At 68.3% G+C, this 24,359-nt stretch carries 20 protein-coding genes and 1 pseudogene; 13 read left to right on the top strand and 8 right to left on the bottom strand.

Going from position 1 to position 24,359, the window contains the following annotated elements:
• Positions 1–383 precede the first annotated feature (383 nt).
• From ORI60_RS17685 to ORI60_RS17670, 3 genes are all read right to left on the bottom strand, one after another.
• Entirely contained in the window at positions 384–866 is a 483-nt protein-coding gene (locus tag ORI60_RS17685; protein ID WP_266038507.1) for a hypothetical protein, read from the bottom strand.
• A 90-nt stretch (positions 867–956) separates the two neighbouring features.
• Positions 957–1,559, bottom strand: coding sequence for a MafI family immunity protein (locus tag ORI60_RS17680; protein WP_266038505.1), 603 nt, complete (start codon positions 1,557–1,559; stop codon positions 957–959).
• A 924-nt stretch (positions 1,560–2,483) separates the two neighbouring features.
• Entirely contained in the window at positions 2,484–3,050 is a 567-nt protein-coding gene (locus ORI60_RS17670) for an NUDIX domain-containing protein (RefSeq protein ID WP_266038504.1), read from the bottom strand.
• A 332-nt stretch (positions 3,051–3,382) separates the two neighbouring features.
• Here ORI60_RS17670 and ORI60_RS17665 point away from each other — a divergent pair, with 332 nt between their 5' ends.
• The 10 genes and pseudogenes from ORI60_RS17665 to ORI60_RS17625 all read left to right on the top strand — a co-directional run bounded on the left by ORI60_RS17665 (position 3,383) and on the right by ORI60_RS17625 (position 13,008).
• Entirely contained in the window at positions 3,383–4,414 is a 1,032-nt protein-coding gene (locus tag ORI60_RS17665) for an NAD-dependent epimerase/dehydratase family protein (protein WP_266038503.1), read from the top strand.
• A gap of 2 nt (positions 4,415–4,416) precedes the next feature.
• The gene (locus tag ORI60_RS17660) at positions 4,417–5,748 is read left to right on the top strand and encodes a D-arabinono-1,4-lactone oxidase (RefSeq protein WP_266038502.1); all 1,332 of its coding nucleotides are present in this window, start codon (positions 4,417–4,419) and stop codon (positions 5,746–5,748) included.
• A 287-nt stretch (positions 5,749–6,035) separates the two neighbouring features.
• Positions 6,036–6,098, top strand: a pseudogene (locus ORI60_RS44765) (hypothetical protein); the annotation flags it as partial.
• A 207-nt stretch (positions 6,099–6,305) separates the two neighbouring features.
• Positions 6,306–6,617, top strand: a complete 312-nt coding sequence (locus ORI60_RS17655) for an L-rhamnose mutarotase (protein ID WP_266038501.1) — start codon at positions 6,306–6,308, stop codon at positions 6,615–6,617.
• A complete protein-coding gene (locus ORI60_RS17650) occupies positions 6,614–7,576 on the top strand; it encodes an aldo/keto reductase (protein WP_266038500.1) in 963 nt (320 codons plus the stop codon). The genes ORI60_RS17655 and ORI60_RS17650 overlap by 4 nt, the downstream gene beginning before the upstream one ends.
• Before the next feature lie 286 nt (positions 7,577–7,862).
• Entirely contained in the window at positions 7,863–9,077 is a 1,215-nt protein-coding gene (locus ORI60_RS17645; protein ID WP_266038498.1) for an MFS transporter, read from the top strand.
• A gap of 52 nt (positions 9,078–9,129) precedes the next feature.
• Positions 9,130–9,414 carry a hypothetical protein gene (locus ORI60_RS17640; RefSeq protein ID WP_266038497.1) on the top strand — a complete coding sequence of 95 codons (285 nt, stop codon included), beginning with the start codon at positions 9,130–9,132 and terminating at the stop codon, positions 9,412–9,414.
• Positions 9,415–9,426: 12 nt separating this feature from the next.
• The gene (locus ORI60_RS17635) at positions 9,427–10,335 is read left to right on the top strand and encodes an acyl-CoA dehydrogenase family protein (RefSeq protein WP_266038496.1); all 909 of its coding nucleotides are present in this window, start codon (positions 9,427–9,429) and stop codon (positions 10,333–10,335) included.
• A gap of 101 nt (positions 10,336–10,436) precedes the next feature.
• On the top strand, positions 10,437–11,600 hold the full coding sequence (locus tag ORI60_RS17630) for a hypothetical protein (protein WP_266038495.1): 1,164 nt from the start codon (positions 10,437–10,439) through the stop codon (positions 11,598–11,600).
• Between the two features lie 31 nt (positions 11,601–11,631).
• The gene (locus tag ORI60_RS17625; RefSeq protein WP_266038494.1) at positions 11,632–13,008 is read left to right on the top strand and encodes a pyridoxal phosphate-dependent decarboxylase family protein; all 1,377 of its coding nucleotides are present in this window, start codon (positions 11,632–11,634) and stop codon (positions 13,006–13,008) included.
• 242 nt (positions 13,009–13,250) lie between these two features.
• On the opposite strand, the gene ORI60_RS17620 is transcribed toward ORI60_RS17625, so the two are convergent.
• From ORI60_RS17620 to ORI60_RS17605, 4 genes are all read right to left on the bottom strand, one after another.
• On the bottom strand, positions 13,251–14,258 hold the full coding sequence (locus ORI60_RS17620; protein ID WP_266038493.1) for a ketoacyl-ACP synthase III family protein: 1,008 nt from the start codon (positions 14,256–14,258) through the stop codon (positions 13,251–13,253).
• The gene (locus ORI60_RS17615) at positions 14,255–15,481 is read right to left on the bottom strand and encodes a cytochrome P450 (protein ID WP_266038491.1); all 1,227 of its coding nucleotides are present in this window, start codon (positions 15,479–15,481) and stop codon (positions 14,255–14,257) included. Before ORI60_RS17615 ends, ORI60_RS17620 begins: the two co-directional genes overlap by 4 nt.
• A 4-nt stretch (positions 15,482–15,485) precedes the next feature.
• Positions 15,486–17,201, bottom strand: coding sequence for an AMP-binding protein (locus tag ORI60_RS17610; RefSeq protein ID WP_266038490.1), 1,716 nt, complete (start codon positions 17,199–17,201; stop codon positions 15,486–15,488).
• A gap of 151 nt (positions 17,202–17,352) precedes the next feature.
• Positions 17,353–17,613, bottom strand: coding sequence for an acyl carrier protein (locus tag ORI60_RS17605; protein ID WP_266038489.1), 261 nt, complete (start codon positions 17,611–17,613; stop codon positions 17,353–17,355).
• 357 nt (positions 17,614–17,970) lie between these two features.
• Here ORI60_RS17605 and ORI60_RS17600 point away from each other — a divergent pair, with 357 nt between their 5' ends.
• The 3 genes from ORI60_RS17600 (at position 17,971) to ORI60_RS17590 (ending at position 21,994) form a co-directional block, all read left to right on the top strand.
• Entirely contained in the window at positions 17,971–19,014 is a 1,044-nt protein-coding gene (locus tag ORI60_RS17600) for a hypothetical protein (protein WP_266038487.1), read from the top strand.
• Positions 19,015–19,045: 31 nt separating this feature from the next.
• Positions 19,046–20,521, top strand: a complete 1,476-nt coding sequence (locus ORI60_RS17595; protein WP_266038486.1) for an aldehyde dehydrogenase family protein — start codon at positions 19,046–19,048, stop codon at positions 20,519–20,521.
• 294 nt (positions 20,522–20,815) lie between these two features.
• Positions 20,816–21,994, top strand: coding sequence for a glycosyltransferase (locus ORI60_RS17590; protein ID WP_266038484.1), 1,179 nt, complete (start codon positions 20,816–20,818; stop codon positions 21,992–21,994).
• Between the two features lie 828 nt (positions 21,995–22,822).
• On the opposite strand, the gene ORI60_RS17585 is transcribed toward ORI60_RS17590, so the two are convergent.
• Positions 22,823–24,106, bottom strand: a complete 1,284-nt coding sequence (locus ORI60_RS17585) for a salicylate synthase (RefSeq protein ID WP_266038482.1) — start codon at positions 24,104–24,106, stop codon at positions 22,823–22,825.
• Positions 24,107–24,359 lie beyond the last annotated feature (253 nt).

The raw sequence follows: 24,359 nt of genomic DNA, 5'->3' as shown, positions 1-24,359 counted from the left end.
TGCCGAAAACTACGTCCATGCAGGTTAAGCCGCATGGCGATACTCATGGATGACTCCGCCGAGACGGTCTTGCCGAGCTACGTTGAGACATTCGATCTGGTCGGGTTCGAGAGGCTGGGGCCGGACCTTCAAGAGCACCGCGCCAGCGAGTGATCGGTGGGTGCGGTGCTCGTCGTAGTGTCGCTCGCACTCACAGCGCACATAGGCCGATCTGATTCCAGGTCAGCCTGCGATCCAACAGTTCGCCACGAAAGGCCTTGACCCCAGTCGACAGAACTTAGCGACGAGAGGTTGAATCACATCGACTGGCCCTCTATACTAGGTTCGAGCTATCCAATAGCGCATGAACACACGATCTGCGCAAGCTTGCTACATATGGGGACTCAAGTCCCCCCTCGGACATAAGCATTATCCACACAAGTCGCGAGATTGATGGAAACATCAGCCTCGCGGCTTGTGTGTGAGTAGCTGACCTGCAGGTCAAGCCTGCGGCAGAGGTCGCTGAGGCTCTCCGGCTTGGCCTCGCCCAGCCTGACGCCGACGTCTCCCAGGTTGTCGACCATGGCGTAGAGGTCAGCGCTCTCGAACCCACCCGCAGTCGGTACGTCCACGAGTTCGGCCTGCGCAACCGCGCGCTTCGCCTGCGCCTCGTTCACAGCCTCGACCAGCGCCGCCGGGTCCACCCCCGCCTTGATCGCGTTCTGGAACCGCTTCAACTCCTCCTCGGCCGCTGGGCCGAGCGCCCAGCGTTGCTGGCAAGGATGTCCGCTTTGCTTGATCGACTGCGCACTCTGCCGGACGGCGACTGGCACCTGCTGGTGCCCGCGGCGGAGCAGTTCCCCGGTTAGGTGCACGTAGATCAGCATTATGCCGCGATAACGGTGAAGGAAATGGGCCACGCGCACGGCACCCTTGCTGCGTGGCGTAGGAGCCGACAGGGCAGCACGTTGCCCGGTTCAGTTCTGTCGAACCCGCTCCAGCGGTCCCAATGCGCCCTCGACCACGTCCATCGCCTCGGCCACGGCGGCCAGGCGCTGGAAGTAGGCAGGTTGGATATCTGCCTGCCCCTCGCCAATCCAGCCACACATCACCTCGAACGCCAGCGCGATGTCACCTGCCGCGACTGCCTTGCGCACGTCAGCACGCACCTCGTCCTGAGAGATCGGCGATTCATCCAGCAATTCGAGAACGACGTCCTGCAGTCGTTCAGCGGATTCGTTCGCTTTCAGGGATTCACCAATCTCCGACAGGTGCCGTGTCAGCAGGTCCCGGTAACGCCGCACCATCTCGGCCCGCAGCTGCCGAATCTGATATATGGCGGTCATGTTGTCGTCGTGCGCATCACTCAGAAGTTCCTCACTTAGCACCGACCACAGCCCGCCGAGCACCGCACCTTTGCGTCGCTCAGGAATTTTTTCCACCCACAGGGTGTTCATCACCAGCGAATCCGTGCAGACATCCCGGTCCACCGGATCCGTCGAGCGTTCCAGCAGACCGGTTATGATCCTCTCGAAAGTGGGACTCTTCATCCAGACCTGTCCGACCTCGAACGCAATCAAAGCTGACATCGTACTCCTGACCGTTGGTACGAAACCGGCTTCGCACGAAGCGCGAGCCGGTCATCCTCACGCTGCCTCGAAGAGACGAGGATGCAGCACCCGTACAGGGTCTCCCACACCGTCGATGCGGCGACCGCGACACCGAGAAGCGCGAGTTCACCGTGAATGCGTCGATACCCCCACGACGGGTTCTCGCTTGCCAGGCGCAGGACGAGACGGCGAATCGAAGCGACAGTGCGCGGACGTCCAGGCCGACGGTTCACGCTCGTTCGGGCATGGCGGCGCTTCATCAGGTCGCGATGCCACCTCAGCACCGTATCCGGGCCGACGCAGCGTCGCGCGGGCCAAAGGCACCAGCAGGGCCGCGAGCAACGTCCTGTCCTCTGGCCGCAATCGTGGGCGCTGACCGTCGAGTTGCCGGTGCAGAACCGCGAGTTGGTGGCGTAACGCGAGGGATCTCGACATCCTTCTCACGCTCGGTCATGCGCAGGAGCCACAGCGCGGCGAAGACGTGAGAGACGGCGAGGTAGGCGAAGCGGACCAGCACGGCCGCGATCATGCCCGATGATGATCGGCAACATGCCGATGCCTGCTGACCTGCACGGACGTATTTCTCGGCACGCACAAGGCCCGGACCGGGCAGACCAGCCGCCGCACGCGCAGGCGGACGACGACCTGGCAGCATCGACCGGCACATCCTTCACCGTCCGGTGGTGATACCCGTGCACCTTCGCCGTCGCAATCCCGCAGAACGGACACGGCACGGCCACATCCCGAGTGCGAGCCGTGACCGCCACCATGCCGTCGCCGTCCGACACGTCCTCAACGATCAACGCCGACCGTCCGGAGAACACCGTCCCCACAAGGGAATCGACCGTCATCACAAGATCATGATTGCGAACAGCTACTCGACGTCACCACCGACTACGAGCCAGAGTCGTTCGTTTGACAGACCCCGCTCAACTGTTGCGTCGCCAGGACGAAGAGCTGGTCGAGGTAGGCGTTCCCGGTGGGTTCTGTCAGCGGCCACCAGACGAATTCGTCATGCGTGCTGTCGACCTGTGGCCGGGCGTCGTGCTCGGTGCTGGCGAGAAAGGTGACGTTGACGGTGTGGGTGGAAGAGTCGCCGTGGGCTGAGGCCTCGAAAACGGTGGAGAAGGTTCCCAGCACGCTGCGCAAGGTCAGGCTCAGCCCGGACTCCTGCTCGGCCGTGCGCAACGCGGCCTCGGCGAGTTGCTCACCCTTGCGCATGCGGCCGCCCTGCAGCCACAACGAGCCTGCCTGAGGTTCCTGGCGGCGGCGGGTGAGCAGCGCCTCGCCGGCGCGGACGACGAGCGTGTCCACGCACACGACGGGCATCGTTTCCAGGATCTCGCGGTACAGCTGCTCCGGTACCCAGGCTTGTCCTGCCGCACCGCCGCCGTCACGCCAGTCGAGCGCGGGTAGAGCGGGCAGTGCCTCCGACTGCACGGACTTGAGCGGTCCAGCCATCACCCTCCGCCTTCCAGTGATGATCACGGCCGCGGCCGGACCCGTATTCCGGCCCGGCCGCCTCGAGCACATTTCCGCAGAAAGGTAGGGGCCGATTGCACGATGGGCCATCCCTCGTTCCGCACGCTGGAACCGATGCTGCTCTGCCGGGCTCGTTCCCAATTCTGTTCCGTGAAGCGGAACGGGTCTGGGGATGGACGGTGCTGCTGACGCATACTCGCTTCCTCCGACCGGCATTGCGGTGCCGGGGCAGTTCTCCCGGTCATCGAGAAATCTCGACTGCGACCGCCCCGAAAAACACCGCGGCCCGTTCTCACGAATGGAGATCACTCATGCCCCAGCAGGAATTCTGGCACGGTAAGCGAGTTCTGGTCACCGGCGGCTGCTCGTTCATCGGATCGCACCTGGTGGAGCACTTGGTCGGCGCCGGCGCCGAGGTGCGCGTCGCCGACGATCTCAGCTCGGGGCGTCTGGAGAACCTCAGCGCTGTTCCGAAGTCCGCCTGGGAGTTCGTGGAGGGCGACCTCTGCGACCCGCGGCTCGCCGCCGAGGTGATGCGTGGCATCGACGTTGTCTTCCACCTCGCCGCGATCCACGGGGGACGGGGGTTCATCGAGCTGCACCAGGCCGCGTGCTCGCGCAACTTCGTCCTGGACGGCGTCGTCACGCAGGCGGCAGTTGACAAGGGGGTGGAGAACTTCGTCTTCGCCTCCTCCGGCTGCGTCTACCCGGTCGACCTGCAGGCCGACGTGAACGAGGAGGTGCGGCTCACCGAAACCCAGGTGGGGCCACCGTTCCACGCGGACGGGATCTACGGCTGGGCCAAGCTGATGACCGAACAGCGGCTCGCCGCACTCCACGCCGAACTCGGCTTCCCGTCGGTGTCGTGCCGACTGTTCACGGTCTATGGCGAGCGCTGCCCGGAAAGCCACGCCCTGACCGCCATGGTGGGCCGGGCGTTCATCCAGCAGCAGCCGTTCGAGGTCTGGGGCGACGGGACCCAGATCCGCAACTGGACCTACGTCACGGACATCGTGCGCGGTCTGGTCCTCGCCGGAGAACGTCTCCACGACGGCAGCGCCATCAACCTCGGCACCGAGGAGCCCATCCAGGTCAGGGAAGCGGCCAGGATGATCCTGGAGTTCACCGGCCAGGCCGACACGGAGATCAAGCCGTTGCCGGACAAGCCGACCGGCCCGTACAACCGGGTCGCCTCCGCCGCCATGGCGTTCGAGCGCCTCGGCTGGACGCCAGAGGTGCCGTTCCACACCGGTCTCAAGAGGCTCACCGAGTGGTACTTCGAGTCGCGGCAGGCGGAGCGGATGACGACGGACGAGTTCGCCGAGCGGCTGACCACGAGGTAGAGATGACCGACGCACCGCAGTCGACGCCTGGTCTGGTGCTCGGCACCGGGGAACGCGGTCGCACGGCGTGGTCCAACTGGAGCGGGGCGGTCCGTGGCATCGCGGACCGGCTTCTCGCTCCCCGCACCGCGGACCAGCTGCGCGACGTCGTGCTCGACGCCACCGCACGCGCACGCGGCATCAGCGTGGTGGGGTCGGGGCACTCGTACGCGAACCTGGTCGCGCCGACCGGCCGGACGCTGGTCGACCTGCGCCACCACCGCGGCATCGTCGCCGTCGACCCGGCGGCCATGACGGTCACGGTGAAGGCGGGCACGACGATGCGCGAACTGAACCAGGAACTAGCCGCAGCGGGCTTGGCGTTGCCGAACCAGAGCGCGATCGACGAACAGACCGTCGCCGGCGCCGTGGCCACGGCGACGCACGGAAGCAGTCCCAGGCACGGCACGCTCTCCAGCCACGTCGTGTCGGCGCGCATCCTCACCGCGGACGGCCAGGTGCGCACGATCACGCAGGACGACCCGGAGCTCGACGGCGTCCGCGTGCACCTCGGGTGTCTCGGCGTGGTCCTGGACCTCACCTTCGCCGTCGTGCCCGGCCACCGGCTGCGCAAAGTCGTTCTTCGCAGGCCGCTGACGGAGGTGCTGGCCGGTCTCGACAGGTTCCGGGAAGTCCACTTCGGTGGCTTCTGGTGGTACCCGCACACCTCACAGGCGATCGTCTGGGAGGCCGCGCCGACGGACGAGCCACCGACCCCGTCACCGGGACCGCCCGGTGCCCTGCTCTCGTTGCTGTGCAACAACTCCTGGCCGCCGCTGGTGGCAGGCACCGCGCACTACGCTGCCGCCCTTGCCGCCGGCCGGGGACGTGCGCAGGTCATGCGCTGCGACGACGCTCTCCTGCACCACCTCCCACCACCCGTGCAGGGCACCGAGTACAGCGTCCCGTTCGACCGGGCGGCCGACGCGATCCGTGCCCTGGTCGGGGAGGTGCGTCGCGGCGGCCCACGCGTCTGCGCACCGGTGGACGTCCGCTTCACCGCCGCGGACACCGCCTGGCTCAGCCCGAGCAGGCAGGCCATCACCTGCCACATCGGCGTGACACACCCCGTGTCGGAGCGTGATCCGGAGAGGTGGATCGCACCGCTTCGCGCCGTGGAGTCGGTGCTGTGGGAGTTCGAGGGCCGTCCGCACTGGGCCAAGGTCCACTCCAGGACGGGTCAGGAGCTGGCCGCGCGCTATCCGGACTGGAGCCGGTTCCAGGAACTGCGCAAGGCCTGGGACCCGGACGGCGTCTTCCTCGGAGGGCACCTGCGAGAGCTCTTCGAACACTGACTCCACGAGACCATCAAGCGGCTGGCGCGGATCGGGTACGACGGCATCGACATCGGCGCCGCCGCATCCCACGCCTATCCGCCGTACCTGAGCCCGGCCAGGCGGCGCGAAGTGCGCAGCCCTGCTCGACGACCACGGTATCGAGGTCTCGGGTATCGGGCCCGCGCCCTCTGGAGGTCCCGGCTACAACCCGAGCTCTCCAGTGGTCGAAGAACGCGAAGCGACCGTGGAGCACTAGCGAATGTCCGGCCCAGGTCGCCGATGACGCCGCGCAGTACGGCCTCACCGTGGTGATCGAGCCACTCGCGGAGAACTCGAACCTGTGCGAGAGCGGCGAAGACGCCATGGAGCTGATGGAGGACATCGGGCGGTCGAACGTGAAGGTGATGTTCGACTGCAGCCACGTCCGCTGCCGGCGGGCCTCGGGGACGAGGACTGGGAAGGCTTGGTCGACACCTTGCCGCCCGGAAGTGCGCCGAACGCGCCGCCGCGTCCACGGCGACGAACCCCGCGCCCTGAACGCCGCCCGGCAACATGATCGAAAGGTGATCGGCACCATGGAGACAGTCGCCCTGCACACCAGGCTGAAGCCGGGCAAGGAAACCGCCTACGAGGCCGCGCACGCCCGGATTCCCGACGAGCTCGACGCGGCACTGCGTGCGGCGGGGGTGCGGTCGTGGCGGATCTGGCGCAGCGGTCTCGACCTCTTCCACGTCGTCGAGGTGGACGACTACGCGGCCATGATGCGGCAGATGCACGGGCACCCCGCCGACATCCCGTGGCAACAGAAGATGGACGAGTTCCTCGACGCTCCCCTCGACTACGACTCGGGCCGCTCGGACACGAAGTTCGTGTGGGAGCTGCCGTGATCGACGGCCTCGGCCTCGGCGGGTCCGCGCTGGGGAACCTGTACCGGGCCGTGTCCGATGTGGACGCCCGAGCCACCGTCGACGCCGCGTGGCAGGCGGGCGTCCGGTACTTCGACACCGCTCCGCACTACGGGCTCGGTCTGTCGGAACGGCGGCTCGGTGCGGCGCTCGCGGACCGGCCCCGGTCGGAGTTCGTCATCTCCACCAAGGTCGGCAGGCTGCTGCAGCCCTGTGACACAGGCGGTGATGACCTGGCCGAGGGTTTCGCGGTGCCCGCCACCCATCGCCGGGTGTGGGACTTCAGCGCGGACGGGGTGCGCCGGTCGCTGGAGGATTCGCTGGCGCGGCTCGGCCTGGACCGGATCGACCTCGTCTACGTCCACGATCCGGACGACCACGGCGAGCAGGTCCTGCGTGAGGCGTTGCCGGCCTTGGCGGAGCTGAAGGCCCAGGGCGTGGTCCGCAGGATCGGTGTGGGCGTCAACCTGTGGCAGGTGGCGGAGCGGTTCGTGCTCGAGCATCCCCTCGACTACGTCATGCTGGCCGGCCGGTACACGTTGCTGGAACACGCCACGACTGCGGACTTCCTTTCGCTGTGCGAGGAACGAGGTGTCTTCGTCGTGGCGGCCGGGGTCTTCAACTCGGGACTGCTGGCCCGCCAGGAGGTCCCGGCCGATGCCACACACGACTACACGACGGCACCGGCCGCGCTGGTCGAACGCGCCCGCAGGATCGCCGAGATCTGCCGGCGGCACGGCGTCCCGCTTCCGCAGGCGGCGCTTCACTTCCCGTTCGGGCATCCGGCGGTGCGGGCCATCGCGGTCGGCGCCCGGTCGGCGGCGGAGATCACCGAGAACGCCGCGATGGCCACCGGCGAAGTGCCCGCCGCCCTCTGGTCCGACCTGCGCGCCGAGAACCTGATCTCCTCGACCGTTCCCGTGCCGCTGCCACAGGGCTAGGAGACGGCGGCGCGCTGATCCCGTGCGGTCAACCGGTCGCCGGCGGGCTCCTCACCGAGACCGTTCCGCCAGACGAAACGGGTCTCGCATCCGAGCCGGTCCGGACTGCACAGTGTCGGAGAACCGCGGCGACACGATCTCCACGAGCTTTCGAGAGCAGAGTGCCCACCGCTTGGCGCGATCGAGACCCGGTCCACGTCCGCCGAATCCTTTGGCAACGTGACCGCGGTTAGATGCCGCCGCCCCCTGTCCAGCGGCATCCTCAACCGCCCCTTGGAGGTCAGCTGTGTTCGACGCTTACCGCAGCGCCTTCTCCAAGAGGGGGGCCGCGTCCTTCTGCACGGCGGGTGTGGTGTCACGCCTCTTCGTCGGGATCTACCCGCTCGCTCTGCTGCTGTTGCTGGCGTTGCCCACCGGCCAGTACGGGAAGGCCGCGTTGGTCAGCGGGTGCTGGACGATCGGAAACGCACTCGGCAGCCCCGTCGCCGGGATGGTCGCGGACCGTTTCGGGCAGTACAAGACCGTGCTCTTGTCCCTTGTCGCCCATTTCGTGCTCGCCGCGATGATGCTCGGGGCAGTCGCACTCGACTCGTCTCTCCCGGCGACCCTGGTCCTGGCGCTTCTCCTCGGCGCTTCGGTGGTCAACACCGGCCCCATGACACGTGCGCGATGGGCAGCGCTGTGGGCGGACGACACTCCTGAGAGGTCTGCGGCCTACTCGGTCGAAACGGTTCTGGACGAGGTCGTCTTCGCGATCGGTCCTCTTCTGGCGGCGGCACTCGCGATCGAGGTTTCTCCTTATCTCGCCGTCGCCTCGGCGTTCCTGCTCTCCGCCTGCGGTGGGACCTGGCTGCTGTTCCAGCGCCGCACCGAGCCGCTCCGGCGACCTCCCGCCGCCCGTGTGAACCGACGCCTCGCCGCGCGGTATCCGGGCATGCCGTTGCTGCTCGTACTGCTGCTCGCGGTCGGAGCGACCTGTGGCTCCGCGGAAGTGCTGCTCGTGGCACGCACGGGCGAACTGGGCGACCCCGGTGGCGCCGGTCTTGTCCTGGCCTGCTTCGCGGTCGGCAGTGGCGTCTCGGCCATCCTCTACGGCGCACGGACACGAACCAGGACGGCGCCGCTTCGACTTGCCTTGAGCGCCTCGGCGTTCGGCCTGCTCCCCGTCCTCTACCTCACCGCGGACAGCTTCGTCGCCCTCATGGTCTGCTCTGCGGTCAACGGTCTCAGCATGGCACCGACCGTGATCAACGCCTTCCACCTGCTCGGCGAGCTCGTTCCGGTGGAGATCCAGACCGAGGGGATGAACTGGGTGTGGTCCAGTCTCTCGCTCGGCTTCGGTTCGGGCACAGCCGCGGTCGGCAGAATCGCGGACGAGATGGGTTCCCGCGCGACCTTCCTCCTGCCCGTCCTGTGTGCACTGTCCGCCGCCGCGACGGCGTATCTGCTGCATTTCCGGCTGAAGCCGAGATTTGCGGCGGAGGAGCTCAAAACCCCGTGATGAACGAGCACGCACTTCCGATCCGACGACCTCGACGCCGAAATCGGCTGACATGAGCAGGGAAGGACTGCCTGACATGGTGAACGATGTTCTCGAAAGGCTTGAGGGTTCACGCGTGCAGCTGGAAGCCCAAGCCGCCGAAGCGGAGGAGCTGGGGACGCTTCCAGGGCACACTGCGGACATCCTGAAGAAGACCGGCCTGGTGAGAATGCTGCAACCTGCGAGGCACGGCGGGCTCGAGGCCGATCCGCGCGACTTCTTCGACGCGGTGATCCTCACCGCCGCGTCCTGCGGCGCCGCGGGCTGGGTCGCAGGCGTCCTCGGATCACACCCCTGACAGATGGCCCTGATGCCGGAATCCGTTCAGAACGACGTGTGGGCGGCCGATCCGGACACCTGGATCGCATCGCCGTTCTCGCCTTTCGGCAAGGCGCGCGCGGTCGAGGGAGGCTACCTCCTGAGCGGCAGGTGGCAGTTCTCGTCCGGCACGGACCACTGCGAATGGGCCTGGCTGGGTGCGACCGTGGTCGACGCGGAAGGCGATCGCGCCGGCTCCGAGGGCACTCTGCACATGCTGCTGCCGCGAAGCGACTACACGATCGTCGACGGGTCGTGGAACGCGGTCGGATTGCGCGGCAGCGGCAGCAAGGACGTCACAGTCAGCAACGCGTTCATTCCCGCCGAGCGCGTGATTGCGGAGCAGAAGGTCGTAAGTGGCCTCGCGGCACGAGAAGCAGGCAGGAGCGAGAACCTCTTCCGCATGCCCTGGTCCGCCATCTTCCCCAACGCGATCACAGCGGCCGTCATCGGCATGTGCCGTGGGGCGCTCGCGGCGTCCTTCGACTACCAGCGCGATCGGGTCGACGAGACGGGCAGGCTGGTTCGCGAGGACAAGTTCCTCCTGGCGCAACTGAGCGAGTGCTACTCCGAGGTCGAGTCCGCACGGGCTCAGATGATGGCCAACCTGAGCCGGATGTGGGACATCGTCGACTCCGGGAAAGAGGTTCCGTTCGAGATCCGCGCGGCCGCGCGTTGCGACCAGGTCCGCGGCAGCCGACGCGCTGTGGAGGCACTCGATCGCCTCTACAGCCACTCGGGCGGCAACGCCCTGCGCTCGGATCGGCCGATGCAGCGTTTCTGGCGCGACGCGCACGCCGGGCTGAACCACGCCATCAACGTCCACGCCGGCCCGTACCAGGCTCATGCGCTGACGAGGATGGGCGCCACGGTTCCCACCGCTCTCCAACGTGACATCTGAGTCACGAGAACCAGCAGCACCGATGACAGCGAAACCTTTCGCCACTTCACCTGTCACCACATTCCGACCTGACTCGACACAAAGGTGAGGCAGGAATTCTCATGACCGCGACCAGTGCGGTGAGCGAGCACGCGGCGGCCTCCACCACCGGTGCACAGCAAGGCGGATCGACACCGGGTCTGGCGCACTCGATCCGCTCGCAGATTCTGCGACACGGCAAGGACCGGCTCGCGGAGCAGGTTCTGGACCAGGTCAGAGCGAGCCGCACCGGCACCGCGATCGAGCCGACGACCGCAGCGTTCTACGACTGCGTCCTGGACAAGGCGGAGAACCGCTACTCCTACCGGAGCTACCTGGCACTGGATGTCCTGAGTCCTCTGCTCCCCACACCGGGAGACGTCCAGAGCGGGCGGGACCTGGTGTCGCACCTCTTGCTCGACCTGGCCGAGTTCGAGCAGATGACGTTGGACGACCACGACAGCGAGTTCCTGCCGAACGGCCGGCCGAGCCACCAGGTCGTGCTCAGGCGAATTCGCAAGACAGATCTTCTGCGGGGAAGCGCCGGTTCAGCGGACTGGAGGGCCTCCCCTGCAGGGGAGTCGGTCGAGAAGATTCTGCGGTTCAGCGTTCTTCCCGTCTCGGACCAGCACGACGAGTACCTCTTCATCCGGGTTCTGCAGTGCTATGAGGCGGTTTTCACGACAATGGCGACGATGCTGGAGCAAGCACTTCTGGCCGCGGGATCGGACCGCGTCCGGGAAGTCGCCCGCCACGTCGACTCGGCTGCGACGACCCTGGACCAGGCGTCAGGGCTGTTCAGCCTGCTCGCCACCATGCCTCCCGCGCACTTCCGGTCCTTTCGCATGCAAACCGACGGGTCGAGCGCCATCCAGTCGGAGGCCTACAAGCTGGTGGAGATCTTCTGCGCTTTGCCGACGAGGGCTCGACTCGACTCCCCCGCCTTCCTCTCCGTTCCCGACGTGCGGCTGCACGCCTTGTCCGGACACGAGACGTTGTCCTCGTGGTACGGCCGTCATCAGGACAGGTGGAGCGTCGTCGAGGGCGAGATGATGACGAACGCGTTGCAGCACCTGGAGCTGAGTCATCAGAAGTGGAAGCGCACTCACCACTCCATCGCGAGGTCCATGATCGGGACCATCGGTGGGACCGGCGGCACGGACGGCATCGAATATCTGCGGCGATGCATGGAGAACCGCCTCTTCTGGCGGATCAGCGAACAGGCTTCTTCTCACCACAACCCATGAGCCGCACTGGCGACGGAGGTCGAAAACAGCCGTGGACCTGTTGAAGTGGATGATCCGAGCACACGAGGAGAACACGAAGTGGCAGAACTCGTTCTCCCCGTTCTCACCTCACCCGTCGATGGAGGTCGGGGACGACGCGTTCGCGGCGGTCTTCCACGACTTCACGAAGAGGCTGGAGAAGAACTACCCTTTCTTCCACCCCTCGTACGCCGGGCACATGGTTCGTCCGCCGCACTTCGCCGCCACGATCGGCTACCTGGCGACCATGCTGGTCAACCCGAACAACCACGCGTTCGACGGAGGTCCGGCGACCGTCGAGATGGAACGGGAGGTCGTCGACCAGCTGTCCGCGATGTTCGGGTTCGAGAGCTCGCTCGGCCACTTGACGACCAGCGGCACGACCGCGAACCTCGAAGCTCTTTATGTGGCGCGCGAACTCCGTCCCGGCCGAGGCGTCGCCTTCAGCGAGGAAGCTCATTTCACCCACAGCCGCATGTGTCGCGTCCTGGGCTTGGAAGGTCATGAAGTGCGGGCAGATCGACACGGCCGGATGGACGTCGAGGCTCTTGAGGAGCTGTTGCGGACACAACAGATCGGTACGGTCGTCCTGACAGCCGGAACTACCGGGCTGGGTGCGGTCGATCCGATCCACGACGTCCTCGCGCTGAAGGAACGCTACGACATCCGCATACACGTGGACGCCGCCTACGGCGGTTTCTTCACCCTCCTGCGGGGATCGGGCGCAGCGGAAGCGCTACCGCCAGAACCGTGGCAGGCGATCTCCCGGTGTGATTCCGTGGTGGTCGATCCCCACAAGCACGGGTTGCAGCCCTACGGCTGCGGCGCCGTGCTCTTCAACGACCCGGCCGTCGACCGGTTCTACGACCACGACTCCCCGTACACCTACTGCGCGCCCGCCGAGTTCAACCCCGGCGAGACGAGCCTGGAGTGCTCGCGGGCCGGCGCGGCCGCCGCAGCTCTGTGGCTCACCTTCCAGGTCCTGCCACCGACTCCCTCCGGGCTGGGCCAGGTGCTCGGCGCGGGCAGGCGAGCCGCCCTGGACTGGGCTACCAGGATTCGGTCCTCCGAAGCGCTCGAGCTGTACCAGGAACCCGAGCTGGACATCGTCACCTACTTCCCGGCCGTCCGGCCGGCGAGCACGCGGCTCGTGGACGAGACTTCGGCGCGGATGCTGGAAAGCGGTGCGAGAGAAGCGGATCCCGTGTTCCTGAGCACTTTGAAGGTGCGGTCCGACGCACTCGTCAGCCGGCATCCCGGTGTCACCGCCGACGCCCCCGAGGCGCGGATCATCCGGAGCGTGCTGATGAAGCCCGAGTTCGAGGACTTCGTGCCGCGACTTCACGACAGGCTGGAAGCGCTGGCCTGCTCCCAGACCACCCTCCGGTAGAACGAGTCCCGCACAAGCCTGACGCCGCCGACCACCTTCTGACCGGCCAGTGACAGGTTCTCGCCATCGATCACATCTCGATCTCGTGCCTTGACTCCGCTTCAGCGGGCCGCATTTTCTCCGCGTCCCGTCAAGTGGTCGCCTACGCGCCGCCGGGCGCGGACAGTCCGCGGTTCCTCCGCACCGTGCGTCGGTCTCGACGAGGCCTGGCCGGCGGGGCGGCAACTCGTCCGAGGTCCCGGCTAGTCTCGTTCGACGACGACCGCGCAGGCGGTCAACCCCGCGCCCGTTCCGATCAGGAGCGCGCACTGACCGGCTCCCAGCAGGTCACCCGCCAGGATGTCAGCCAGGTTCGCCGGCAGGTCCCCGGCCCCGAGGTGCCCGGTCTCCGTCCCGAACGCGCGGTAGCGATCGCGCAGGGCTCGCGGCAGGGCACGCCGCACGACCTGGTCCGTCACCTGTGCGCCCAGCCGGTTCGACGAGACGAGTGCGATGCGGTCACGGGCCGTGTCCTCGTCCCCCAGACCTGCGTCGGCCAGTGCGATCTCGACGGCCTCCCGGATCACCTCGCGGGATCCCTTCAGGTTCGCCGCGAATCCGAGCGCGTCCGTCTGAGGACCGGAGACCGGCTCGGGCAGCGGGCGGAACGGGTGGAAGGCCGGGAAGGTCTCCTCAAGCAGCGGGCGGCCGGCCGAGCCGATGGAGCGGACCACCAGCGGGCCTTCGCCGCGTCCCAGGAGAACGGCGGTCGCGCCGTCCCCGAAGACGGTGGCGGGAGCCGTTCGCCACCGGTCGTACGGGAGCGCGCCGAAGTTGCCTGCGGTGGTGCACAACGCGTGCCGGACGCTGTCGTCCGCCTGCATCAGGGTGGTGGCCCAGCCGATTCCCGCGGCTCCGCCGTTCGACATCTGGGCCAGCCCGATCGCGACCGCCCGGGACGCGCCGAGCACCCTGGCGAGCCGGTGCGCGGGCGACCAGGGGGCTTCTTCCACTCCCGGGGTCATGCCCGCGTAGGCGACGAAGTCGATCTCCGCGGGATCCACCCCGTGTGTGGCGAGGCACTGCCGCGCTGCCTGCCACCCCATCCACCAGGCGGGCATCTCAGCGCCGACCGGCACCTCGGAGCACGCCGCCCCGGAGGCCTGTTCCGCGGTGATCGCTCCCGCTGCGACGGCACTCGTGGACGGGTAACGCTCGTCGGGCAACCACGTCGTCGCGGCGGCGATCCGGATCGTGCGCTCGACCTTCATACCGGCCGCTCATCGGGCCGAAGGCGGACGGGCACGGAGAACAGGCTGCGGTCACCCAGGTTGGTCGTCCAGCGGAGGTCCTCGATCGCGACGGCGAGGGACAGCCGCGGAAAGCGTGCAAACAACGCGGGGAGCGCCACGGTCGCCGTGGTCAGCGCCAGCGGGGCGCCTGCGCAAAAGTGCGGGCCGTGCCCGAAGCCGATGTGGGCGGGGCTGCCGGGGCGGGGCACGACGAGCTCATCCGCGTCCGGGTACGCCTGGGGATCGCGGTTGGCGGCGGCGACGAGCACGAGAACGGTGGCGTCGCGCGGGATCGTGACACCGCCCACCTCCACGTCCTCGGCGGCGAACCGCCAGGTCGCGCACGGCGTCGGCGGGTACCGGCGCAGGACCTCCGCGAGCACCGCCGAGCACGACGCCGGACCGGCCGTGATCGCGTCGAGCAGGTCGTCCCGGGTGGACGCCAGAGCGGCGGCGTGAGCCAGCAGTGTCGTGGAGGTAGTGGTTCCGGCGAACACGGTCAGGGCGACCATCGACATGATCTCGGCCAGGCTGAGCCTGCCGTGGGGGTGGTAGTCGCGGAAAGCCAGCTGCAGCAGCGTGTCGGTGCCGGGGAACCGGTCGTGGTCGTCGACGGCCTCCAGGATGAGTCGATGCTGTTCGTCCGCGGCTTTCCGAGCCTCCGCGCTCCGCGGATCCGCACCCGCGATCACCAGTCGGACGGCGGTGAGCAGCCGGTCGAGGAGGGTCTGCTCGATTCCGATGACCTCGCTCATCACCGAGGTCATCACCGGCCCGGCGAACGCGGTCACCAGGTCGGGGGCCGCCGAGGCGGCAAGGGTGTCGAGGCTGGTCCCGACGATCTCGGCGATCCGCTCGCGGCGCCGATCGACGGCCTTCGGGGCCAGGCACTTGGTGAGCAGGTCCCGCAGACGGCGGTGGTCGGCTCCGTCGGTGTTCAGCACGTGCCGGCCCAGCACCGCGTAGCTGTCCTCGGGGTGCCTGCCCCCGTCGAACAGGAGCGCGGGATCGGACAGCGTCGCCGGATCCTTCTTCAGCCGGGTGTCCAGCAGGACCGCTTTCGCCTCGGCGTAGCGGGTCACGACCCAGACCCGGAGCCCGGTCGACAGCACGACCTGCTGAACCGCACCTCCTCCGGACAGCGCGGCCAGCATCGCGTCGTTGTCGGCCTGGTCCGGGCTCAGCGCGAAGACGCGGGTCACCGGTTCACACCTCGCAGCCGGCAAAGAGCCGCTCGCGCACTTCGCCACGACGCCACTTCCCGCTGCTGGTCCGCGGCAGCCAGCCCCGGTCGACGGTCCGGACGTCGACGTCCGCCAGTCCGACCTCGTCGGCGATCCGGGCACGGATGCCGGCGACCAGGGCCGCCGGGTCGTCGGCTTGCGTCTCCGCCACGACGACCATGCGCTCACGGGCCACATCCGCCACGACGACCACGTGGCGCTGGTAGACACCGTCGACGTCGCGGACGGCCATCTCCACGTCGTGGGCGTGGAAGTTCCGGCCGGCCACCACGATCATGTCGCTCAGCCGTCCGGACACGTAGAGCTCGCCGCCGAGCACGAACCCGGTGTCCCGCGTGCGGAACCAGCCGTCCCGGATCGCGGCGGCGGTGGCGGCGCGGTCGCCGAGGTAGCCGCGCAGCATGTTCGGCCCCCGCGCCTCGATCTCGCCGAAGTGCCCTTCGTCCAGCACCCGGCCCGCGCCGTCGCTGATCCGGAACTCGACGCCGGGGAAGGCGGGCCCCTGCGACACGACGGGCACCGTGCCGGGCTCCGCGCCGTCGCGCGTCACGACACGGGCGCCGTCCCGCAGTGACGCCCGATCGACGTGGACCAGCTTCGCGACCTCGCCCGCGGGCTGCAGCGAGATTCCCACGCAGAACTCCGCCGCACCGTACCCCGGCGTCATCACGGTCGGCCGGGCGCCGAGCGGGCCGAGCAGTTCGCCGAACCGGCGCAGCGTCTCGGCGGCGACGGGTTCACCGGCGTTGATCGCGGCCTTCCAGCTCGAGAGGTCGATGCCGTCGAGCCGTCCGGCCGCGGCGGCGTCGAGGACGCGGTCGTAGGCGAAGTTCGGGCCGGTGAAGAACGCGATGCGCTGGTCAGCGAAGTACCGGATGGTCTCCGCGGTGCGCCGGACGAACGTCACGGGGCTGAACATGTGCAGGTCGCTGGCGGTCACCAGGTGGGTCAGCAACGTGACGAGGCCGAAGTCGTGGAACAGCGGCACCCACACCATCGCGGCGTCCCCGTCCTCCACACCGCCCCGCTCGGCTGTGCCGAGCACGCTGGCCACCAGAGCACCATGCTCGATCATCGCCCCCTTCGGCGAGGAGGTGCTCCCGGAGCTGTACTGCACCACGGCCAGGTCTTGCGGACCCGGCATCGTGGTCCGCGGTGCTTCGGGCAGCGGTGCGCAGTCGGCGATGCGGATGACCGCGACGTCCGGGTACCGCTCGCGCACGGCGTCACCGAACTCGTCGAACGGCGGGCCCACCAGGACGCACCGCAGGCCCGCGCCGCGGACCAGTGCGTCCAGCCGCTCCAGGGCGGACTCCAGTCCCCCGGCGAACGACGGCACGGGAATCGGCACCGCCGCGCTGTTCGCGGCGAACACCCCGAACAGCGCCGAGACGAACTCCGGCGACGTCGCGGCGAGGATCCCCACACGCTGGTCCGAGCGGTCGTCCAGGCCGGCGCGGCGCAGTTCCGCGGCGACCCCGTACGCCCGCGCCGGGATCTCCCGATGGGCCAGCGAGGTGTTCAGCTCCGGAAACACCACCTCCCCCACCGTCCGCCGCGCGAGGACCGGCAGCAGGTCCGCCATCGCGCGGAGGTCCCGGGCTTCTTCGAGCCAGCGGAGACCCGATCCCCCGCCCCGTGAACCGGAACGGGTGGCCGCATCGACTTCCAGCCGCAATGGACTTCCTCCCACCTCGTCCTGATGCGCCGACCCGACCGTGCGAACGCCACCTCACCGTAAGAAGGACACACCACGTCGACCATGTCGTGTTCCACCGCGTGGAACGAACATGACGTCCTGGCCGGACTTCACGCCGACCGCGAACCGGTCACCGCACCCCGGAGGAGCGGATCCCGGCTTCGACCAGGTTCGCCAGGTCGGCCACCGTCCGCACCCGGACCAGGTAGTCGGGATCCAGCTCGAGGGACAGCTCGTCCTCGATGGCGTTGACCGCGGTGAGCAGCCGCAGCGAGCTGGCGTTCTCGAGGTGGGTGAGCTGTGCGTCGAGGGAGATCTCGGCGGCGGGCACACCGAGCGCGGCCGACAGGTGGCTGACGACCACTCGCGCGAGGTCATCGGATGACGTCATCGGGAATCCTTTCGGCTACAACCGGACAAGCCTGGAAACGCGGTATCTTCCGGACGACCCCATCGGCCGGTCACAGCCGCGCGGATTCCGTTGTTCGCTTACCGCAACCGCCTGGAGAATGACGGAAAAGCAATCGGACGCCAGTAAATCCCAGCCGACAATCCTCGGCACACCCGGCGTTCCAGCGTCCGGAACGGGCGGTTGCCGGCAGATTCACCTCCGACTATTCATAACCGATGCTCGATGGGAGCTGCTGCCAAGTCATCCCACAACTCCCCCGCCTCCATTACGACACTGTCGTCCGCGTCAACTCCTGAGCGTCAAATGCCGCGTGGACTTCGGAGAGGTTCCACGACGATGACCCATCCACACAGGACAGACACCCTCCGGCCGTCGCCGACCCTCATCCGCCCGATCCCGTTCGAGTCCGTCGCTCCCAGGCCGGTGCCGGGCTGGAGGAAGATCCGCGTCCTCGTCGACGGACGTGCCGACGGCACCGTGCCGGGGTTCTCCCTGGCAGCCGGCGGACTGGAGCTCCCGGCGAACTTCCGCGGCGACCCGCAGCAGCACCCGGACAGCGACACGGTCCTGCTGTTCACCACCGGCGGCCCGGTCCTCACCTACCACGGCGAAGACCTGCGCTTCTGGTCCGTCCAGTGGCCTGGGGACCTCCTGACGATCCCGCGGGGCACGCCTTACGTCGTCGACGTCTTGTCCGAGCACCTGGGCAGCACCGGCTACGTGGTGCGCTCCACCAGCAGCCTGCTCGACGGCAACCTGGCCCGGCCGGACCTCGACGACCAGGCCGCGGCCATGGCCGGCGCCGCCCGCGAGCACTGGGAGAACCGGGCGCCCGCACCCGGCCGCTGCACCGCGGTGCCGTTCACGTCCGTCGCCCCCGTCGTCACCCCGCAGGGCCATCGCATCCGGCCGCTCGTCGACGGAGAACCCGGCGGCAACACACCAGGGATGCGTCTCTCCGTCGGTGGACTGGACGTGCCCGGTGCCTTCCTCGCCCACCCCCACCACCACCCCGGGACCGACGTCCTCGTGCTGCCCACCGAGTGCCCCGCGGAGGGAGCGCTCACCCTGCACGGGCAGCAGCTCGAACACGACGCCGTGCAGTACTCCGGTGACCTGCTCCCGATCCCGGCCGGGCGCGAGTTCGCGCACACCGTGCAGAACCTGAGCCTGACCGAGCCCATCGGCCGCGTCTACGAGTTCCGGTCGCAGCCCTCGGTCCTCTGCGACAACCCCAGGCTCCCTGGGTTGCTCCCGATCGCCGAGCGGCGGGGGCGTGCGGCGCTCGACCGTCTTCACGGCGTGGACGCGGTCACCGCGCACCTGCGCGCCGCGAACCCCGTGCACGCGCGCCTTTCCGGAACCGGGGCGAGGCCTTGATCACAGCACCGAACGCCGTACGGGAGACCTCATGGAGAACAGCCGCGACAGAACGCGCCACACCGGGCACCACCAGCAGTTCATCGGCGGGAAATGGCTCCCCGGCTCGGCGGACGAGGTCCTCGTGGACCGCAACCCGTTCGACGGCTCGACCGTCGCGGAGTTCCGCTGCGCGAGCGTCGCGGACGTCGACGAGGCATACCGGTCCGCCCAGCGCGCCAGGTCCGAGTGGGACGGGGTGAGTCCCGACGACAAGCGGGCGGTGTTCGAGCGAGCGGCCTCCTACGTCGCGGACCACACGCCGGAGATCGTCGACATCATCATCGACGAGCTCGGCGGCACGCGGCTCAAGGCGCATTTCGAGATCGGCCTCGTGCTGGGCATGCTCGCGGAGGCCGGCACCTTCCCGCTGCGCATGGACATGCGGACCCTGCCGTCCTCCAACCCCGGCCGGGAGAACCGGGTCTACCGGGAGCCGGTCGGTGTCGTCGGGGTCATCAGCCCGTTCAACTTCCCGTTCTTCCTCGGCATGAAATCCGTGGCGCCCGCGCTCGCCGCGGGCAACGGTGTCGTGCTCAAGCCGCACGAGGACACCCCGATCGCGGGGGGCACGCTGATCGCGGAGGTCTTCGAGGCCGCCGGCCTGCCCGCCGGCCTGCTCAACGTCGTGATCACGGAGATCGCGGTGATCGGTGACGCCTTCGTCGAACACCCCGTGCCGCGCGCCATCTCGTTCACCGGCTCGTCCGAGGTGGGGCGACACGTCGCCGAGGTGGCGGTCCGCAACCTCAAGAAGCCGGTCCTGGAGCTGGGCGGCAACAGCGCGCTCATCGTCCTGGCGGACGCCGACCTCGACGTGGCGGTGAACGCGGCCGTGTTCAGCCGCTTCACCCACCAAGGTCAGGTGTGCATGTCGGCCAACCGGGTTCTCGTCCACCGCGACGTGTTCGACGAGTTCGCCTCCCGGTACGTCGCGAAGGCCGCGTCGCTGCCGGTCGGCGATCCGCGCGACCCGGACACCGTCCTCGGCCCGCTGATCAACCAGCGGCAGGCCGACCGACTGGCGGAGCAGGTCGGACGGGGCATCGCCGAAGGCGCCGAGGTGCTGCTGCGCGGCGAGGTGGAAGGCACGCTCTTCCGCCCGACCGTGCTGACCGGTGTCACGCCCGGGATGTCGGTGATGCGGGAGGAGCTGTTCGGCCCGGTCGCGTGCCTGGTGCCGTTCGACACCGAGGACGAGGCGGTAGCCATCGCCAACGACACCCCCTTCGGCCTGTCCGGTGCGGTCCACACCAGCGACCTGGACAAGGGTGTCGAGCTGGCCAGGCGGTTGCACACCGGCATGGTCCACATCAACGACTCGACCATCGCCGACGAGCCGAACATCCCGTTCGGCGGCGAGAAGCAGTCCGGGTTCGGCCGCATGAACGGGGACTGGAGCCTGGACGCGTTCACGACGGTGAGGTGGATCTCGGTCAACCGGGGCCGCGCCCGCTTCCCGTACTGAGCCTTGACAGCTCTTCGGCGGGCGGGTGATGACATCCCGATTCACACCGAACCCGGAGGCTGACGCGGATTAAGATCATCCGAATATCTGTCAGATATTTCACCAACTTTCAGGGCAATACATCCGGTCTTCCGCGGTTGCCGACGCCGTAAATGCTCCGCGCCGCCGGACAATGCTAGCCTCGCAGACAACATATGCGGTCCACGTCCATGTCGATGTGACCGCCGCAAGCGGTGATGTTCGTCAACAACCGGGATCCGCCGCGGCAGCGGTCGTCACAATGGGAGCACGTCCTTGCGGATTCTCTTCACCGTCGCGAATTCACCGTCCCACATCCGGGCGCTGGTGCCGGTCGTCAGGGCCGCCGAGGCCGCGGGGCACACGGTGGGAATCGCCACCGGCGCGGCCTCCGCCGGGGACATCGCCGCCTACGGGATCGACCACCTGCCGGCAGGGCTCGACATCCTGGACCTCGTGGCGCGGACGCTGGAGAAGACCGGGATGACGTTCGCCGACCTCACGGCGATGGAGAGGACGGTGGACTTCTTCATCGGCCCTCCGGCCGAGGCGATGGCCACGGATGTCATCGAGACGGGGTGGAACCCCGACGTCATCGTCCGCAGCACGCTCGAGTTCGGCGGTGTGCTTGCCGCGGAGGTGCTGGGCGTGCCGCACGCCTCCGTCGCGATCGGCGGCGCGGTCAACGTGATCTCGCCCCCTTCCACGCTCGCGCCGCTGATGGCACCGTTGCGAGCCTCGTTCGGCCTGGCACCCGATCCCACCGGAGAAGCCAGCTTCCGTCACCTGCACGCCTGCCTGATGCCCGAGACATATGACGCGGCAGAGGCGACCGTTCCCCACTCCAGGTTCTACCGGCACGAGAACCCCGGCAGGCGGGGCGACGCCCTGCCGCCTGCTCTGGCGGAGCTGCCCACCGACAAGCCGTGGGTGTTCGCGAGCTTGGGCACGCTATCCGCGTTCGCGTCAGACGGGCTTTCTCTGCTCAAATCCGTCGTCACGGCCTTAACACGACTGGACTGCGTCGCAGTGGTCAGCACAGGACGCGACGTGGCGCACGAAGCGTTCGGCGTCCTGCCGTCCACTGTGGTCCTGGTGGAGTCGGTTCCCCAGCCGCTCCTGCTGGAGTGCTGCGACCTCTTCATCACACACGCCGGTCACAACAGCGTCCGTGAAGCGATGCGCTCCGGCGTTCCGCTCGTCTGCACGCCGCTGTTCTCCGAACAGCCGTACAACGCACGCAGGTGTGTGGAAGCCGGCGTCGGCGAGCAGCTGCACACCGAAACCATGACCACGGACGACGTCCTGGCCGCCTGCCGGAAAGTCCTGGAAGACCCGCAGTACCGCAGCAACGCCAGGCGCATCCGCCGCGACCTGCTCGCCCTGCCGCCACTCGAGACGTTCATCGCCGACCTCCAGTCATTGGTGGGAAGCGGACTTCCGAACAGCGGCTAGCCGTGCTGCTGATCCCTGTCGTCGACGACCTGGGTGTGGGCGGCGGTAGTTGTGCGTGCGGACTCGTAACGGCACTGCGGATGTCCGCAGTCACAACGGAAAGCGCTGTTCCCAGACTCGCCTGCAGGATCAGCCGAGTGGAACAGGACTGACGAGATGACCGTCATCACGCTCATTCCGGCGACCCCAGCCGAACCGGACATGACGTACTGATCCGAGCGTGCGGGCGCGAAGGCGGCTCCGCGCAGAGCAACTACCCGCGTACCCGTGTTCGCCGGGACGCTCCTGGCCCCACGACCTGGCTGGGCCGTGCCCGGCAGATCCGGGACCGTTCGTCCGGTGCGGGCATCCGCACCCTCGAATTCGCCACCGCGGCCACACCGCGCTCGAGAAACCACCCCACAGCCGCGTTCTCAGCCTTTCAGCACAGCTGTTCACCACATCGCGACGACAAGAACAACGCATGGCGATCGACATTTCCGGCACGATCGTGGACGCGATCACCTGCGCGCCAGGCGACCGCGGTCGAATGATCTTCCCGGAGTCCACGGCGGTCCTGACGCGTGCCGAGCTCGGCCCCCGCGCCAACGGTGTCGCCGCGGCATTGCTCGCCTCCGGCGCCGAACCCGGTGAGGTGGTCGGTGTACTGCTGCCCGCCACCCCCTCCTTCCCACGCTCTGCTGGGCGTGCTCACGATCGGCGCCGCCGTCAGCGTGCTGCCGCTGCCCGCCATCGCCCACGACCTCGCCGCGTTCATCCGGACCGTCGGCATCGCTGATCACGAGCCCGGTGGCGCGGGTGTGGCTCGCCACCGGGTCTCGTCTGCGATCAGTCCGCCGAGGCGTACTGCCGTGCCGGTACGAGGAAGCGCGACACGCTGCGCAGCTTCTCCCGCGTCTCCTCCAGTTCCCGTTCGGGAGTGGACTGGGCGACGATGCCCGCGCCCGCCCGCAGCCAGGTGTTGCCATCGCGGCAGAACACGCTGCGGAGAGCGAGGGCCGCGTCGATGGCGCCGTCCGGATCGACGGTCAGCACGGCGCCGCTGTAGAGGCCACGTGGCTGCGTCTCGGCCCGCCGGATCAGCTCGCAGGCGGGCGCCTTCGGGACACCGGACGCCGTGACCGCCGGGAAGAGCGCGGCGAACGCGTCCCAGCCGGTGCGACCCGGTGCGAGTGAACCCGAGAGCTGAGAAGCGAGGTGCTGCACGCTGCCGCGTTCCTTCACACCCATGAACTCCTCGACGCGGACGGTCGACGGCGTGCACACGGTGGACAGTTCGACCGCCGCCAAGCGCACCGAGATCGCGTGTTCGAAGACCTCCTTCGGGTCGCGGTAGAGCTCGTCACGCCGTGCCTGGTCGGCGTCGTGGTCGCCGAGGAAGGCGCGCGTGCCGGCGAGTGGCTGGGTGACCACCTCGCGTCCGGAACTCACGCTGACCACGATCTCCGGGCTGAACCCCAACGCCCTCCAGCCCTGCAGGCGCAGCAGGAACGAGCGTGCCGGGTTGTTGGCAAGCCGGCCGGTGAGGTAGGTCGCGGGCATGTCGATGTCCTCGGGTACCGGCACCACGCGGGAGAGGATCACCTTGTCCAGGGCACCGGAGTGGATCTCCGCGATGGCCGCCGCGACCGCCGCCCGGTAGCTCTCGGCGTCGTGGCCGTCCACGTCGACGTCGATGCGCGTCTCCCCCGGCTCGATTCCGCCGGTCAGCACGGCATCGGCGAGCCGCGCCTCCAGCGCGTCCAGGTCGGCCGCGGTGAGCGCGCGCAGCAGGGCGGTGCCGTTTTCGACGCGCACCTCACGCCTCGGGATCATCAAAGTGACCGCGCCGGTCTCCGGCACGTCTTCCACTCCGTGCAACGCGTAGGACAGTTCGAAGGTGGCCCAGCCATAAGCGCGCCAGTCCTCGACGTCGACCTCCGCGAGCCGGGAGGCGATCGCCGACAGCGGTTCGCCCGCTCGCGTGGCCACGGTCGCGTGGGCGCCTTCACCCCAGCAGATCGATCCCTGGTTCTCATAGAGCACGTTGTCCTCGGTCGACGTGGCCGCGAGCGCGGCGGCCACGCGAAGAGGATCGGCCGGCAACACGACCTGACGTTCCCAGTACTTCACCGTGGTTCTCCTAGGTTTGGCCGGTTCTGCCAGCCGGGTACACGGGCCCGGTCACGAACGGGCCGCAGTCGTGCGGCACGTGCTTGTGCAGGCTCGGGACGAGTAAGGGCACGCCACCGTCCACACATGAGCGCGGCTGTGCGGGACAAGTCCGCGCTGAGATGGGCGCCGTGGAGGTGGCGGATCGAGAGTTGGCGATGTGCTGACGACCGGCGGACTCGGCATCGACATGCAACCGGTTGCTGAGCAACGG

The sequence above is a fragment of the Lentzea sp. NEAU-D7 genome, assembly GCF_026242055.1.
Classification (GTDB): Bacteria; Actinomycetota; Actinomycetes; order Mycobacteriales; family Pseudonocardiaceae; genus Lentzea.
This window is presented reverse-complemented; position numbering and strand designations above follow the sequence as displayed.